This is a genomic window from Thermosynechococcus sp. TG215 (assembly GCF_031583455.1).
In the GTDB taxonomy this organism is placed as follows: Bacteria; Cyanobacteriota; Cyanobacteriia; order Thermosynechococcales; family Thermosynechococcaceae; genus Thermosynechococcus.
Window position 1 is genome coordinate 15034 of the sequence record NZ_CP134178.1, and the last position, 15933, is coordinate 30966.

A 15933-nucleotide genomic window follows, 5' to 3' on the forward strand; every position below is an offset into this window, starting at 1 on the left:
CGATAACTAGGCAATGGGTGTCACATCTTCAGAACGCTCTGCACCTTCAGACTCTGGCAAGACCACCGGCAGTTCCAAAGAGGCAGCATCAGAAGCAGGGGTCGGGGCATCCGTTTGCTGCCGCCGTTGCCAGAGGGTCACCCCCACTGCCGCTGCTGTAATTGCACCTGCACCCAGTCCAAGGGCGATCGGCAGCTTGCTGCTATCGAAGAATGAGGAATTACTCAGACTTTGATGACTTAGCCCTTTGGCATAGGCACAGGCTTGGGCAGAACTGGGTTGCGGCATTGCCACCAAAGTGGCAGACAGGCCAACGGTCAGGGCAATGAGGGGACGCAACATAAACGACTCCTTAACGAATGTATTCTTTGAGGACACTGTTGCGGTTGGGATGGCGCAGTTTCCGCAGGGCCTTGGCCTCAATTTGGCGAATGCGCTCACGGGTGACGTTAAAGAGTTGACCAATTTCCTCCAACGTTTTCATGCGACCATCGTCCAAGCCATACCGCAGTTTTAACACATCTCGCTCGCGGGGGCTAAGGGTGCACAATACTGTTTCTAAATCTTCGCGCAGCAGGTGCTTGGACACTTGATCTTCAGGGGTTTCACCCTCAGATTCAATGAAGTCCCCCAGACGGGAATCCTCTTCTTTACCGATAGGGGTTTCTAGGGAGATGGGCAGTTGTGCCGATTTGGCAATGAAGCGCAGTTTTTCAATGGTCATTTCCATGCGATCGGCAATTTCTTCCTCAGTGGGTTTGCGCCCCATTTCCTGTGAGAGGAGTTTAGTGGTTTTCTTAATCCGCGAAATGGTTTCGTACAGGTGCACAGGCAGACGAATGGTGCGGGATTGATCGGCAATGGCACGGGTAATGGCTTGGCGAATCCACCAGGTGGCGTAGGTGGAAAATTTATAGCCCTTTTCGTGGTCAAATTTCTCGGCAGCGCGGATGAGCCCTAGGCTGCCCTCTTGAATCAAGTCCTGAAAGGATAGCCCCCGGTTCATGTATTTTTTGGCGATCGACACCACCAGTCGCAGGTTCGACTGCACCATTTTTTCCTTGGCTTTGCGACCGACAAAGAGACGATGCCGAAATGCCTGCACCGTCATCCCCAGTTCCTTCGCCCAGGGTTCGGGATTGCGCTCTAGTTCTTCAGGGGTACAGCCCAGTTGTTCGCACAGGCGATCGCGCACTCGCTCCATTTCTAGGAGATCGGCAATTTTGCGCGCCAATTCAATTTCCTCGTCGGCACGCAACAGACGAATGCGGCCAATTTCTTGCAAATAGAGGCGTATCGAGTCCTCGGTGTAGTGTTTCTTCTTGACCTGTGTCCGCCGTCGGCTGGCACGACCTTTTGTGGGCTTGTCGTCAAGATCGTCGCTGACCTCCTCAAAGTCTTCGCTCTCCTCCTCTTCTTCGGCTTCTACAGCATCAAGGCCATAGTCACTGAGTAGAGCCACCTCATCCTCAAGGGGGGCTGTTGCGGGGTCGTAAACGTCAAGTACATTCGCTTGGGTCATGCCGTTGTCCTCGTAAAATCTCCCTAAATGTGTATTGTCAGTGTGTTGTCGGCAACCGTTGCCTTTGGTGACGCTAGAATCGTCAGCCACATTTCAATCATGGAATGTAGCTAAGGAAAGCGGTTGGACGGGGGCATAGGCTCTAGATTCCACATCCTCAGGATCTCTGCCGCTGGATCATCTTGAAAAATTTCCTGTGTGACCCACGGGGTCAGGGAGCAGGCAGTAGCGAGCGGTTGAGACTGTGCAGGAATCTTTTGACTAATTTTAACTAAAACCTCATTGATTGTAGCCTTTCTAACAGAAATCGCCCACAGCAAAGGGATAAATTTTTCGGGAATTCAGGGCTAGCGATCGCTCGCGTCAACAACCGCTAACAAATTCTAATTTGCTATTCTCAGATAAAATTTCTATCCCTGCTGAGGGAAATTTCTTGCTTCTAGCCTAGCTAATTTATCACCGTTCCGCCGTACCCGTTACGTTTGATCACGAACGATCACGAAACGCCCGAATCGTGGCTTGCAGTGCCTGAGTGCCCCTGACATCACTGCTGTAATAAAACCGCAGGGGAATTACCTGCCCATTCTGTAACTCCAAGGCCAAACGAGCTGATACTCTGCCCTTCTTACCACGGGAGAGCTGTACGACGACATCCTTGAGGTCATGCCAAGGGAAGGTTTTCTTTTCTGTCCTGAGAAGACTGCTATATTGCAGCGATACCACGCCTGCACTTTTATCAAAAACCAGCACCAGCACCTTGGCTTCGATAAAGATTAGGGGTAAGCCTAGACCCCAGCCAATAGCTAAGATCAAAAATCCCCACCAGTGGTTGTCTTCCACTAATGTTAAAGGGGGATGTTGCGGCTGCTGCAAAAAGCGACGGATGCGTTCGGCAACGGCTTCCCGATTCTGGCGATCGCGGGTAAATTCACCAAAGGCAATAGAACCCGCGGCGGTTTGTAGGTGCACCTGATAGACACGGTAGCGTCGTCCGCGACTAGAGCGCCACTGCTCGATAATGCCCACCCCTTGGAGCCGATTCAGGGGAATTTGGGTGATCTGTACCCCCGTTGCCCCAGAGCGCACCCAGCGACAGCGACTATCAATAACGCGAACCTCATGGCGGCACACCAGCTCATAGCGGGCTGCAAACCAAATCGGTACAGCAGCACCAACACAGAATATCAGACCTGCCAGCCACACCCCCCAAGGGCGACTGCGCAAAATCAGCCGCTGCTGAGACTTCTCGATAATTTCCATGCCCCTATTCTAGGGGGTCGGATTATTGGCATGGGCCTCTTGGAAGATCACCTGACGTCGCAGCACCTCTTCAATCGTCACATCAGGTTCAGGCACCCCCTTGAAGGCAGTCCCCACCTCTAGGCGAATAAACTGAATGCCTGCCAAGCGATAGCCTTCGGGCGTAAGGGGAACATACCCGACCTTGGGAACGACCGTCGGTGCCTGCTGGATGTAATACTCAACAAACTGTCGCAGCAGGGGCTTGTCTTGGGCATATTTGGCATTGACATAGAGGAAGAGGGGGCGCGAGAGGGGCTGGTATGTACTGTTTTGCACCGTTTCCACTGAAGGCGGAATTGCCCCTCGGCCATCATTGACGGGCACAGCTCGTAGCCGATTCTGGTTGGCCATGTAGTAAGCATAGGGAAGGTAACCAAGGGCATTCACATCCCCGGCAATACCCGCTACGATTTCGTTATCGTCTTCGCTGGCTTTGTAGTCGGTGCGAGAGCCGCGCTGATTGCCAAGAATCGCCTCGTTGAAATAATCAAAGGTGCCTGAATCTTGACCTGGTCCCCAGAGCACAATGGGTGCATTGGGAAAGTCGGGACGTAATTGGTTCCAGCGAGTGAGCTTTTGCTCCGCCGCTTTTTCCCAGAGTTTTTTCAGCTCAGCCACAGAAATTTCCTTGAGCCAAGTATTTTGGGGATGGACAGCGATCGTCAGCGCGTCAAAGGCAATGGGCAATTCAATAAAGGGGACACCATTGGCAATGCACTCGTTCATTTCAGTAATGAGGATCGGGCGAGAGGCGTCACTAATATCCGTTTTGCCGCTACAAAAGGCGCGAAAGCCAGCAGATGTCCCTGAAAAAGCAACGGCAATATCGGCCTCTTGACCATTGGGCGTGGTCTTAAACCCTTCGGCGATCGCCCTGGAAATGGGATAAACCGTGCTCGATCCATCCACCCGAATCACCTTGAGCATTGGGTCATTAGATGCCGCCTCCATTGTGCAGCCCACAAAGATGATGGCCAAAAGGGGTAAAACGCCGCGCCTCAATTGCTGAAACTGCATCACTCAAGCCTCACTCTAAAAATGACGGATATTGCATCAATTAGAAAATTGGTGAATTCAACTATTTCCCCACTAAAACAAAATCACTAAAAACGATGAATAACTTGCCAAAACTATTTATAAATAAAACTTCAAAGATGAGTTATTAATATAAATCCTTCTAAAGTTAGTAACTTGAATTCAAAGAATTGAGACTTAAAAAGTCTTATCTTAAGGTATTTCGTTAGCCCTTCTCCCTAGAGAAAGTATTGTTGAGAACACCCTAGCGATAATCTTAGGCTGCCTTTGGTCTCAGGAACCTAGAGATTAAGAAAATTTTTATAAATTGCTTCCTTGAAAGTATTCCTCACTACACCCAGCGGAAAACTAAGTTTAGACTGCCCTACCCAAGCTTTGGTTCAGATCGACAGAGACTGCACAATAATAAAAAAACTTAATTAACAGATGGAGTCGTTCTTAACCTAACCTTTACATCGTTCCCGTATTATCGCCCTAGCTTGTCTTTGAGTCGCGATAGATTTGTCGTTGCTATCGAGCAAGCTGTCATACAGCCCTTGTTCTAAAAACTATGGAGCACATGAACGGGGATGAGAGCCTCGTGCCTGCTGTCAGCGCACAATCGTTCTAACTGTTTGGAGCAGTCTCAATCCTCACGAGAGGGGCTGTAACTACTGATGCATCAATGCATTCGTTCATTGTCCTTACTTGCGATCGCGCTTATGATCTTCAAACTCAGAAAATCTCGAATTCTCATGATCCTCTCCGCTATTATTACCGCTGGCATCGTTGTTGCTTGCGGTCCTCAAGGAGGGGGTGGCCCAAATCAAGCGGGCGAGCCGATAAATATTAATGGTGCCGGCGCCAGTTTTCCTGCCCCCCTTTACCAAAACTGGTTCAAAACCTACGCCCAGCAGGTTGATCCCAACGTCCAAATCAGTTATCAATCCGTTGGCAGTGGTGCTGGTTTGGAGCAGTATATTAACGGCACAGTGGATTTTGCTGGTTCCGATGCACCGATAGCCGGCGATCGCCTGAAGTCCTTTCAGGAAAGATACAAGGCTGACCCCATCCAAGTTCCCATGGTCGGTGGTGCCGTTGTCTTTGCCTATAACCTGCCCGGTGTGGATGAACTGAAATTACCGCGGGCGGTCTATTGCGACATCGTCATGGGCAAAATTACCCGCTGGAATGATCCCAAGCTGGTTGCTGCAAATGAGGGTAAAACGCTTCCCGATAAACCAATTACCTTTGCCCACCGCTCTGACGGCAGTGGCACCACATTTATTTTCACAAACCACATCAACACCGTGTGTCCTGGCTGGCCGGCAGGGGTTGGCACCTCCGTCAATTGGCCTGTGGGTGTTGGTGGCCAAGGCAATGAAGGCGTGGCTGCCCAAATTCAGCAAAACGAAGGCACCATTGGCTACGTCGAGTATGCCTATGCCAAACTCAACAACTTGCCCCGCGCCCTACTGGAAAACAAGGCAGGTAACTTCGTCTATCCTTCCCCGGAAGCTGCCTCCAAAGCCTTTGAGGGCGCTGACGTTCCCGAAGATTTTGCATTGCTAGTGCCGGATCCCGAAAATCCCGAAGCCTTTCCCATCGCTGGCTTGACATGGATCTTGGTGTACCCTGAGTACCAAGATGGCAGAAAATGGCAAGCCCTTGAAAATGTGCTGCTTTGGGCACTGGGCAATGAGGGCAAAAGCATTGCCGAACAACTGGACTATGTTCCCATGCCTGACGACATCGTCGCGCGAGTCAAGGCAACCCTCGATAAGGTGAAAGTCACAGGCTAAATCATGCAACCGCAGGGGGAGTGTTTCCCCCTCGCAATCCCCTAGGATGAAAAAGAGCCAGTTATGGCAATTGAGGCAACTGATCAATATTACCCGTGAAACCCTATGGCTGTTACCAGCACTCCCCCTGAATCACCGGATTTGGCTGCGATTGAGGCACGGAAAAACCTCCGCTACTACCTCGATCAATCCTTCTACTATCTGACAATGGTCTTTGCCTTGGCGGTGGCTGTTGCCCTGCTCTGGATTGTGATTCAAATTGGCCTTGCGGCTATACCTGCAATTACACGATTTGGTCTGCGCTTTCTGGCTAGCACCACATGGGATCCGGTGCAAAATATCTACGGCATCCTACCCCAAATCTACGGTACCCTTGTTAGTGCCCTCATTGCCCTACTGGTGGCAGTTCCCCTAGGACTGGGTATTGCCGTCTTTCTCAGTGAGGACTTTCTACCTACGTACATTCGTACCCCAATTGCATTTGCGATTGAGCTATTAGCTGCCATTCCTAGTGTGGTCATTGGCCTGTGGGGCATCTTTGTGCTGATTCCCTTTTTGCGGCCATTTTACAATTTCCTGCACGAGTACCTCGGCTGGATTCCTCTCTTTGGTACCAGTCCTCGCGGTAACAGCATCCTCACCTTAGGTCTAGTGCTGGCGTTCATGATTTTGCCCCTGATCACCTCCATTTCACGGGAAACGCTGGTTTCTTTGCCTCCTTACTTACGCCAAGGAGCAATGGCTCTAGGCGCCACCCGCTGGGAGACGATTTTGCGGGTGCTCATTCCTGCTGGCTTCTCTGGAATTGTGGGTTCGATTATGTTGGCTCTCGGTCGGGCGATGGGGGAAACGATGGCCGCAGCTATGCTCGTGGGCAATACCAACCGCATCAGCCTCTCAATCCTTGAGCCGGGTTCGACGATCGCGTCATTGATTGCCTCCCAGTTTGGGGAAGCAGGGCGAGAGCAAGTGGCTGCACTGCTGTATGCCGGTTTAGTGCTCATGATCCTGACACTGCTGGTCAATATCTTGGCAGAAATCATTATTAAGAAGTTTCAAAACGTTGAGCGATAGGTTGCACCATGACAGAGATCAGTAACCGCCTTTCTACCGCAGAGATTCAACTAGGCAAGGTCTGGACTTCGGCACGAAACCTCTTTGGTCTGTTGATGACAGGTGTGACGGGACTGTTTGCTGTCATTGCGGTGATTCCCTTGGCAGCCATTGTCATCAATGTGGCGTCCCAAGGACTGCCTCGGATTAACTTAGATCTGTTTACAAAACTGCCACCGCCGCCGGGTTTGAGTGGGGGGGGCTTGGGAAATGCGATCGTTGGTACGTTAATCGTGCTCGCTGTTGCCATGGCGATTAGTGTTCCCATTGGCGTTTTGGGCGCTGTGTGGCTGTCCGAATTTGGGCGGGGGAGCAAAATCGCCTATTGGGTGCGGTTTTCGGCAAACGTTCTCAGTGGGGTGCCCGCTATCATTGCGGGTTTGTTTTCCTATACGATTGTGGTCATGACGATGGGCACCTTTAGTGCCTTTGCCGGTGGGGTGGCTCTGGCAGTGGTCATGCTGCCCATTGTGATGCGAACCACAGAGGAAGGCTTGGTGCTGGTACCTGAGGAGGTTCGTCTGGCAGCATTGGGATTGGGTGCCACTCGTTTTGAGACGGTAACGCGAGTTGTTCTCCCTGCGGCGTTGCCCTCTATTGCTACTGCGGTAACTCTAGCGGTGGCGCGGGCAGGGGGTGAAGCGGCACCTCTCCTCTTTACGGCTCTGAATAATAATTTCTGGTCAACGGATTTGTTTCGCCCCATTTCCACGCTTTCGGTACAGGTTTATTTCTTTGCCATCATTCCCTACAAACCCCAGCAGGAACTGGCATGGGCAGGCGCGTTGGTGTTGCTGAGCATCATTTTGATCGTCAGTATTGGCTCCCGCTTACTCACTCGTAAGAAACGCTACTAAAGACTTAAAAGGTAACTGTTCTATGACAACTTACCCTAAACCTACTCCTAAAGTGGTTTTCCAAGTGCAGAACGCCTCGATTTTTTATGGCTCATTTCGGGCAGTACGGGATGTGACGATGGACATCTATGCCAATGAAGTAACGGCTCTCATTGGCCCATCGGGTTGTGGCAAGAGCACGCTGCTGCGCTGTTTTAACCGCATGAATGATCTGGTGCCGGGTGCTCGGGTAGAGGGCAAGATTACCTACCACGGCAAGGATCTGTACGCCAAGGAGGTGGATCCCGTGGAGGTGCGGCGGCGTATTGGCATGGTGTTCCAAAAGCCTAATCCCTTTCCCAAGTCAATTTATGACAATGTGGCCTTTGGAGCGCGGGTCAATAAGTATAAGGGGGATTTGGGTGAGCTAGTGGAAACTGCCCTACGGCAGGCGGCTCTTTGGGATGAGGTGAAGGACAAGCTCAAAGAAAATGGTCTGTCGCTCTCTGGCGGACAACAGCAACGGCTATGTATTGCGCGGGCGATCGCCACCAAGCCCGAGGTCATCCTCATGGATGAACCCTGTTCTGCCCTTGACCCCATTTCTACCCTCAAGGTGGAAGAACTGATCCATGAATTGAAGCAGAACTACACGATTGTGATCGTGACCCACAATATGCAACAGGCGACTCGGGTGAGCGATCGCACTGCCTTCTTTAATGCCGAGGCTACAGAACGGGGCAACCGGGTAGGCTACCTCGTTGAGTATGACTATACTAGCATTGTCTTCAATAACCCCAAAGAGCAAGCCACGATGGATTATGTCAGTGGCCGTTTCGGCTAAGGTCTAAAGCGGCGGTTGCTGCTGGTGCCAAGGGGTCGCCTGTTCATAGGCATAGGCAACGTGAAATAGGGTCTCTTCCCGTAGGACGTTGCCAATCAATTGCAGACCAATGGGCAGCCCGTTGCTGTCAAAGCCACAGGGGAGGCTCAATGCGGGTAAGCCAGCAAGGTTCACGGGAATGGTCATCAGATCTGACAGGTACATACTCAGGGGGTCGGCGGTTTTCTCCCCAGCTTTGAAGGCAGTGGTGGGAGCTGTGGGGCAGACCAAAACATCCACCTGTGCAAAGGCTTGGGCAAAGTCTTCTTTGATCAGGGTGCGTACCTTTTGTGCCCGTAGGTAGTAAGCATCATAGTAGCCAGCGGAAAGGGCGTAGGTGCCAATTATGATCCGTCGCTTCACCTCAGCCCCAAAGCCTTGGGCGCGGGTTTTCATGTACATTTCAAGGAGATCGCTGGCTCCTTCAGCGCGAAAACCAAAGTTCACGCCATCATAGCGGGCTAGGTTTGCCGAGGCTTCCGAAGGGGCAATAATGTAGTAGGTGGGCAGGCCGTAGGCAAAGCGGGGACAGGAGAGTTCAACAATCGCGGCCCCCAATTCCTCTAGGGTTTTTAGGGCGGCCTCAAGGGCAGATTTCACTTCTGGTTGGATGCCTTCACTCACTGTTTCTTGAATAACGCCAATGCGCATTCCCTTGAGATCGGGTTTGAGGGCTTGGGTGTAGTCGGGAATCGACACGCTGAGACTGGTGGCATCCTTGGGATCATGCCCCGCGATCGCCCCCAAAAGAATCGCAGCATCAGTAACTGTCGGTGCCAAAGGCCCAATTTGATCCAATGACGACGCATAGGCAACAAGGCCATAGCGCGACACCAAACCATAGGTCGGTTTGAGGCCGACCACCCCACAAAAGGCGGCGGGTTGACGAATGGAACCGCCGGTATCGGAACCAAGGGCAGCCGCACATTCCCCGGCGGCAACGGCGGCAGCAGATCCCCCAGAAGACCCCCCAGAGACCCGCTCTGGATGCCAAGGATTGGCGGTGAAACCAAAGGCAGAATTTTCGGTGGAGCTGCCCATGGCAAATTCATCGAGATTGGTTTTGCCCACCATAATCGCGCCAGCGGCCTGCAATTTTTGGGTCACGGTGGATTCGTAGGGGGGGACAAAGTGCTCCAGCATCTTAGAGGCACAGGTGGTGCGCACACCGTAGGTGCAAAGGTTATCCTTGATGGCCAAGGGAATCCCTGTGAGCACACCAATCTCTTCACCGGCAGCAATGCGCTCATCTACAGCGGCCGCTTGGGCAAGGGCGCGATCGCCCGTCACGGTTAAGAAGCTATGGAGCGTTGGCTCCACTTGGGCAATGCGATCTAAGTAAGCTTGGGTAATTTCAGTGGCGGAGCGTTCTTTGCGAACGAGTTGACGGTGGAGCTCCTGAATCACTGACATAAATGCAGATTCCCTAGTGACAATGCAACACTGGCGATCGCGGGCATGGCCGCAAACAGGCCAATCTTAAGTTTAGCAATGTGGCTGATCATTTATTGCTCCAGATGCAGCGCTTTGGCACAGGGCTGTCTCTGAATCAATCAGCGATATATTAGGAATCAAGAAGCCCTGACGACGGTGCTCATGCCCTTGGGGAGTATTCGATGGAACCGCTCGACCCCGTGGATCGGGAAGCCTTTACCAACCCGACATTGCAGCGATTGTTGTTCTTTGTCTATTTGCTGCCCATTTTTGGCATGATTCCAGCACTGTGGCAGTTGAGTCGCCGGGGGAGCGATCGCCAGACCCGACAAGTGAGCCGCCTCGCTGTTCTCATTGGTCTCATTTGGCTGTTGGGCTATGGCCTGCTGAATGGGGCGGTCAGTGTGAGTGAAGCCCAGTCTCTGCATCATGGCCTATTACTCTTTCTCAATAGTCTCTGGGGATCCGCCTATTTTCTGGTGAACTTGGGGCTGATGGTACAGTTGTGGCGGGGGCGATCGCTGCAATTGCCCTTCCTACAACGTCTGATGAAATACCTGCCATGACCCCTAGGCGTTGGTTTTGGCCCCTATTGGGATTCAGCGCCATTCTGGTGCTCATCCTCTGGTTGATATCGGCACTCACGTGGCTCTATGTACAGGTGGCCTTTACTGCCCCCTTTTTGGCCAATCTCTTGGTGCTGATTTTCATTGGTCTATTGGGGGGGTTGCTCTATACCTTCTTTCGTTACCTGTACTTACTTGAGCGCAAGGGCAAGCCCGCCACCGCTACGCCCCAAGCCCCCCTCGATAAAACGGAGGCCGCCGCTGAAAACCTCAAAGCCCTACGGCAGCAACTGAGTCAAATTGAAGATGAGGTGGCACGGCAAGCACTGTTGGCACGGGCACGGGAGCTGGCGGAGGATTTTTACCGCCAAGAATTGCGCATTGTGGTCTTTGGCACCGGTTCGGCGGGTAAAACCTCTCTTGTCAATGCCCTCATGGGGGAGATGGTGGGGGAAGTGGCACCAACAATGGGCACGACGGCGGTGGGGCAAACCTATCGTTTTTGGCTACCTAATACAGAGCGGGAAATTCTGATTACCGATACCCCCGGCATTTTGGAGGCGGGTGTGGCTGGAACCTACCGGGAACAATTAGCGCGACAACTGGCCGCCGAAGCAGACTTACTCCTTTTTGTGCTCGATGATGACCTGCGCCAGTCGGAATATACCCCCTTGGTCAACTTGGTGGAAATGGGCAAGCGATCGCTCTTGGTGCTCAATAAAATTGACTTGCGCTCCGAGGCCGATCAACTGGCTCTTTTGCGCCATCTACGGCAGCGGGTTAAGGGGTTGATTCCACCCCAAGATGTGGTGGGTATTGCCGCCCGTCCCCAACCGATTCGCCTCGACACAGGAGAGTGGTTAGAACCCGAACCCCATATTTGGCCATTGATTCGGCGGCTGAGTGCTATTCTCCGCGAGGAAGGGGATGACCTCGTGGCAGATAATATCCTCTTGCAGTCGCAACGCCTAGGGGAGCAGGCTCGCAAAATCATTGATCAGCAACGGCGCCGCCAAGCCGATAAGGTAGTGGAGCGCTACCAGTGGATCAGTGCGGGTGTGGTCTGTGTCACGCCGATTCCCGGCGTAGATCTACTGGCTGCCGCCGCCGTGAATGCGCAAATGGTGATGGAAATTGGCAAGGTCTATGGCTGTGACCTGAATCGCGATCGCGCCCGCGAGCTAGCTCTTTCCCTAGGCAAAACCCTGGCCAGCTTGGGCATTGTTAAGGGAGCCATGAATCTCGTCGGTACGGCCTTGCAATTGAGCATGGGGGGGCTGGTGGTGGGCAAAGCCGTCCAAGGAATTACAGCTGCCTATCTCACTCGGATTGCGGGCAAAAGTTTTATGGAATATTTTCGCCACAACCAAGACTGGGGCGATGGTGGCATCAGTGAAGTAGTTCAACAGCAATTTGAACTCAATCGCCGCGATGAATTTATTCGCTCCTTTGTGCAGCAGGCGATCGCCCGCTTACCGTCGCAACTTGGCACCATGATGCCTGAAGCAATGAAAACACCCTTATCCCATGAGGAAGAGCTGCCTTAAGGTATTCTTAGGATTCCCCCAAGGGTCTTAGCAAAAACCGCTACTATGTTCAGTAACTATTTTATGTTACCGATTTCGGATGAGTCTCTCGACCCGCAGTCCCGATCTTGAGGTGGAACAACTGCCGCAGTTATTGCAGGCAGCTCGGTCTCGTTATTTGGCCGGGGAGCGATCGCCCGCCGTCATCAAGCCCCTCTCTCAAGTCCTGCAAGCGGTTCTAGAGCGCAACATTGATAGCCATCTCAGCCAACGAGGGGGGTATCTCCAACGCTTAGTGGAAGCCTATTTTCGCCTTTTTCCCCGCTGCTTAGAACATCTCAGTCGCGAACAACTGCAGCAGCAGGCTGTTCACAAAACTGTGCTGCGCATAGTGCAAATTCCTGCCACCATCATTCAGGATGAGTACGATCGCCTCAATCGTGGCCAGTACAATCAACCCCTAAAGCAACTGGTGCTTGCCTTTAGTCGCCCAGCCCTAGCCAACCGTAATCCCTCTCCCGAATTGACAGAGGCCGAGTGTTTCCTTGCCTTCTTTATCCAGTGCCTACGTCAAGAACTCGGCGCAACGGTTCTCCTATCCCCCCAGTTTCGCCAAGAGTACCGCGATCTCCTGCGCACGGTGTGTCTGGGGAGTTCTGATCCCGAGCAATGCCAAAGTAACCTCACGGGCTGGCTCTGGGAAGCAATGAAGTCCTTTGACCCCCTCAAGCCTTTTGGTGCCACTGGTCATGGTCGTCCCACCTTTGAAGCATGGGTGCGCACGGTCATCAACAATAAACTGGCGGATGAAAAACGCAAACTCCTCAAGCGCGAGGCCGATGAACTACTCTTTTATGACAACCGTGCCCTGCAAGTCTTTCAAGATCGTTATCAAGCAGCGCCCCCTGAGGTACAACGGGAGATTGATCCCAAAGCCTGCGCTCAGTTGATTACGATTGTCCAAACGGAAATTACCGATCCCCGTATCCGTGCTTCGACGGCTCGCTTGCGCCAGCACATTGCCCAACTCTTGGGCTGGACGATCGAGTACACCCGCGACATTCATCAACAGGTGCGGCGTATTCTTGGACGTTATGTGCAGTCCACTCGCTCTCTGAACATTTGCTCCACCGACAGCAACCAAGAATGGATTGACAACTATCCCGATACCCGCACACTGCCAACCAGCAATGGCCAAGGGGTGGAGTGCATAGTGGAGTTTCTCAATGATCCGCAGACGCCGACATGGGTCAGGGATTGGTGTGAGCGTCGCCGTACCCAAGCCGAAATTGCCCGCGAACTCTTTGTCAGCCAACCCACGATTTCTCGCTGCCTCGGTCGTGAATACCGCCTGTGGCTCTACCGTAAATTCTTTCAAGATCCCCAGATTCCGCAATGGATGAGGCGATGGTATGAAACCCAATCAATCCCCAGCCCCCACCAACGACGGCAAACCCGCCGCGAAATTCATCCTGACTATGCCCGTGGTCTGTGCACAGCAAAACAAATTGATGAGCAAATAGAGGCCAAACTTGCGCAGTGGTGTGAGCATAACGATATTTACTACCTTCCCTAGGCAGCCTCGCTTTTTCGTACTTGGTTTGGATGACGACGGCTATGACTTCCTTTTTGGCACCGACTGTTCCCATTCGTTCCCTGATATTGGATGCCGCCCATGCGGTGCTTCAGGGATGTCGTCCCAGTCGGCAACGGCAGGTTCTGCCCTATTTGGTTGCCCTCTACGCCTTCATTGACTGGTGGGAAAATGAGGGTGTTCCCAGTAAGCAGGATGATCTGGACGATCTGCCCGATGATCTGACCTTGAGTACCACTTGGTGTGAGCGGCCAGAGGTTCTTGACCTTGTGGACATTGCGGATCTCAACTTGGAAGGGGTGCAGTTATCTATCTATCCTGTCGAGGCGGGAGAGTCTCTGCGGATCCATTGCCCGACATTTTTGGGGGTGATCAACGCCGATTTGGCAGTTGCTGTTGGTTTGGATCGCGATCGCCGTCAGGCACAGATGCTGGGTTTTTGCGATCGCCAGACCCTTCTTGACTACTGGCAACACCATCCAGCGGATGCCCAAGGCTATGGCACCTTTCCCCTAGAGCACCTGCAACCCATCTTCTACTTGCCTGAGCAAATTAGCTTCCTCAACCCGCTGCCCCGAAGCACACCGCTGGCCACCAAGGGCAATACCTACGGTCAACCCCTCGAAACTCTACCGCAACTCACCCAGCGCACGGCTGTTGCTGAACCTGAAGGGTTGCCCCTCGACAATGAAACCGCAATCCAACGCCTTTTACAAGCCCTCCAAGGCTACACTGAAACCTCGGAAATTTCCCTCTCCCAAGATTAAGATTGGGCTTCTGGGGGCGATGTGTTTTCGGGTGAGTGCTCGCGGTAGTAGGCCTGTGCTCCCTCTTTGGTATGAATCTGACCGGGTTGAGGACGGCGATGGGTTTGCAGGCCTTGCAGCACTTCTGATAAGGTCAAGCCTTCCGGCAGGGGCGATCGCACTTCCCGCACCTTGTGCCACACCGAGCGCGACATCATTAAACTGCGGCGAACCGGTTCCGCCCAGCTTTCAAGGTAGGCTTCTCGCTCCCCTTGGTAATCCGTCGAAGACAGCAGTAGAGGTACGGGCGGATAGGCCTGCACCAAGCGAGCAATGTGGGTCAGTACCCCTGGATACAGATTTGTATAGGCAGGATGTACTGTTAAGTCTAGCCAGTGGGGCGTGTGTCCATCTTGGCTGGTATGGAGTGTATAGGAGGCGATCGCCACCTTCCGCTGTGGTTCAAACACATAAGCACGATGCACTTGTACCTGTTGCGACCAACTGGCCAAACCGTGGTGTAGCCAATCCAAAAGACTCGTTTGAAAGTCCCGATAGTGGCGATTAAAGACTTGGCGCACCAGTGCCGGCATCGACATCGTATCCAACTCATGCAGCAACCGTGCATCAGCATTCGTGACCTTCAGCAAATTAGGCAAGCAAGGTGTGCCCTGTGCCAGTTCTGCCAACTGATCCGCTGAAATTTGCCAGTAGGTGAGATGCGCCAAGGGTTGAAAGCCATTTTGGCGGTAGAGGTCTAGTGCTTCACGGTGGTCAATATTGATTTCAACCATCCAAGTACGGGCTTCCACAAGGGTACTAAAACAGTGGCGCAGGAGTTGTGTCCCCACCTCCGTAAACTCTTGGGCGGCCAATTGCTGCACCTGCCATGTGGTGCGACTTTCATTAAAGGGAGCCACCTGCACAACGCCCAACACTTGGTTGTCCCGCTCCGCAACATAAATCCGCAGCTTGCTCATCCCCGTTAGCCACTGCAATAGATGCAGCGGTGAGGTCATCAGGCCACCCGCCAAGGACGGCAGACCAAAGGGTTGATCATGTACCCCTTCATGGCACAGCCGCTGTTCCACCACCTCCACATCCCGATAGGCCAAGGGACGGATAATCAAATCACCAGTGGAGGGCAAGTCGGAAACCATCAGCCGGCACCAATCACTACTTCCATCTTAAGGACTCCAGTCCCAAAATAAAGGGGCGATGCCCAACGACAACCGCCCCAGCAACATAAATTGTGCAAAATCGCCTTAGTAAAGTTCTTCCTCTTGGTTGGTGAGGATTTTGCAGTCAGAACGGGGATAGGCGACACAGGTGAGCACAAAGCCCTTCTCGATTTGGTCATCATCCAAGAAGGATTGATCCGACTGATCCACTTCCCCTTCCAGCAGCTTGCCGGCACAGGTCGAGCAAGCACCAGCACGGCAGGAGAAGGGCAGGTCTAAGCCTTGCTCTTCAGCCACATCCAGAATGTACTCATCTTCGGGCACGTCAATTGTTGTTTCGCTTCCATCAGGACGCACTAGCGTTACTTTGTAGGTTGCCATGAATCTTGTCCTCTCATGTATGGAAAAGGCAGG

General features: G+C 52.7%; 15 protein-coding genes. 8 read left to right on the forward strand and 7 right to left on the reverse strand.

Going from position 1 to position 15933, the window contains the following annotated elements; all coding sequences use genetic code 11:
* Positions 1 to 6: 6 nt before the first annotated feature.
* The 4 genes from RHJ02_RS00070 to RHJ02_RS00085 all read right to left on the reverse strand — a co-directional run bounded on the left by RHJ02_RS00070 (position 7) and on the right by RHJ02_RS00085 (position 3844).
* A complete protein-coding gene (locus tag RHJ02_RS00070; RefSeq protein ID WP_206200539.1) occupies positions 7 to 342 on the reverse strand; it encodes a hypothetical protein in 336 nt (111 codons plus the stop codon).
* Positions 343 to 352: 10 nt separating this feature from the next.
* Positions 353 to 1522, reverse strand: a complete 1170-nt coding sequence (rpoD, locus tag RHJ02_RS00075) for an RNA polymerase sigma factor RpoD (protein WP_310744656.1) — start codon at positions 1520 to 1522, stop codon at positions 353 to 355.
* Between the two features lie 486 nt (positions 1523 to 2008).
* Positions 2009 to 2782 (reverse strand): PH domain-containing protein, encoded by a 774-nt coding sequence (locus RHJ02_RS00080; RefSeq protein ID WP_310437773.1) that lies wholly within the window; start codon positions 2780 to 2782, stop codon positions 2009 to 2011.
* Positions 2783 to 2791: 9 nt separating this feature from the next.
* Positions 2792 to 3844: a PstS family phosphate ABC transporter substrate-binding protein gene (locus RHJ02_RS00085; RefSeq protein ID WP_399373003.1), complete on the reverse strand. Its 1053-nt coding sequence runs from the start codon at positions 3842 to 3844 to the stop codon at positions 2792 to 2794.
* Positions 3845 to 4593: 749 nt separating this feature from the next.
* Here RHJ02_RS00085 and pstS point away from each other — a divergent pair.
* The 4 genes from pstS (at position 4594) to pstB (ending at position 8433) form a co-directional block, all read left to right on the forward strand.
* A complete protein-coding gene (pstS, locus tag RHJ02_RS00090; protein WP_225901600.1) occupies positions 4594 to 5640 on the forward strand; it encodes a phosphate ABC transporter substrate-binding protein PstS in 1047 nt (348 codons plus the stop codon).
* A 105-nt stretch (positions 5641 to 5745) separates the two neighbouring features.
* Positions 5746 to 6714, forward strand: coding sequence for a phosphate ABC transporter permease subunit PstC (gene pstC / locus RHJ02_RS00095; protein ID WP_206200544.1), 969 nt, complete (start codon positions 5746 to 5748; stop codon positions 6712 to 6714).
* Between the two features lie 8 nt (positions 6715 to 6722).
* Positions 6723 to 7610, forward strand: a complete 888-nt coding sequence (pstA, locus tag RHJ02_RS00100; protein ID WP_302678519.1) for a phosphate ABC transporter permease PstA — start codon at positions 6723 to 6725, stop codon at positions 7608 to 7610.
* A gap of 22 nt (positions 7611 to 7632) precedes the next feature.
* Positions 7633 to 8433 (forward strand): phosphate ABC transporter ATP-binding protein PstB, encoded by an 801-nt coding sequence (gene pstB / locus RHJ02_RS00105; RefSeq protein WP_206200546.1) that lies wholly within the window; start codon positions 7633 to 7635, stop codon positions 8431 to 8433.
* 3 nt (positions 8434 to 8436) lie between these two features.
* Here the strand turns inward: pstB and gatA are convergent, their stop codons facing one another.
* A complete protein-coding gene (gene gatA / locus RHJ02_RS00110; protein WP_310743171.1) occupies positions 8437 to 9885 on the reverse strand; it encodes an Asp-tRNA(Asn)/Glu-tRNA(Gln) amidotransferase subunit GatA in 1449 nt (482 codons plus the stop codon).
* A gap of 203 nt (positions 9886 to 10088) precedes the next feature.
* Here gatA and RHJ02_RS00115 point away from each other — a divergent pair, with 203 nt between their 5' ends.
* The 4 genes from RHJ02_RS00115 (at position 10089) to RHJ02_RS00130 (ending at position 14359) form a co-directional block, all read left to right on the forward strand.
* Positions 10089 to 10472 (forward strand): hypothetical protein, encoded by a 384-nt coding sequence (locus RHJ02_RS00115; RefSeq protein WP_206200548.1) that lies wholly within the window; start codon positions 10089 to 10091, stop codon positions 10470 to 10472.
* Positions 10469 to 12019 carry a DUF697 domain-containing protein gene (locus RHJ02_RS00120; protein ID WP_206200549.1) on the forward strand — a complete coding sequence of 517 codons (1551 nt, stop codon included), beginning with the start codon at positions 10469 to 10471 and terminating at the stop codon, positions 12017 to 12019. The genes RHJ02_RS00115 and RHJ02_RS00120 overlap by 4 nt, the downstream gene beginning before the upstream one ends.
* 79 nt (positions 12020 to 12098) lie before the next feature.
* Complete coding sequence (locus RHJ02_RS00125) at positions 12099 to 13574, forward strand: hypothetical protein (protein WP_206200550.1); 1476 nt, start codon at positions 12099 to 12101, stop codon at positions 13572 to 13574.
* Between the two features lie 41 nt (positions 13575 to 13615).
* A complete protein-coding gene (locus tag RHJ02_RS00130) occupies positions 13616 to 14359 on the forward strand; it encodes a hypothetical protein (protein ID WP_310743172.1) in 744 nt (247 codons plus the stop codon).
* Here the strand turns inward: RHJ02_RS00130 and RHJ02_RS00135 are convergent.
* Entirely contained in the window at positions 14356 to 15498 is a 1143-nt protein-coding gene (locus tag RHJ02_RS00135) for a GNAT family N-acetyltransferase (RefSeq protein WP_206200552.1), read from the reverse strand. The two genes, RHJ02_RS00130 and RHJ02_RS00135, sit on opposite strands and share 4 nt — an antisense overlap.
* Before the next feature lie 105 nt (positions 15499 to 15603).
* Entirely contained in the window at positions 15604 to 15900 is a 297-nt protein-coding gene (gene petF1, locus RHJ02_RS00140) for a ferredoxin PetF1 (RefSeq protein ID WP_011056851.1), read from the reverse strand.
* Between the last annotated feature and the right edge of the window lie 33 nt (positions 15901 to 15933).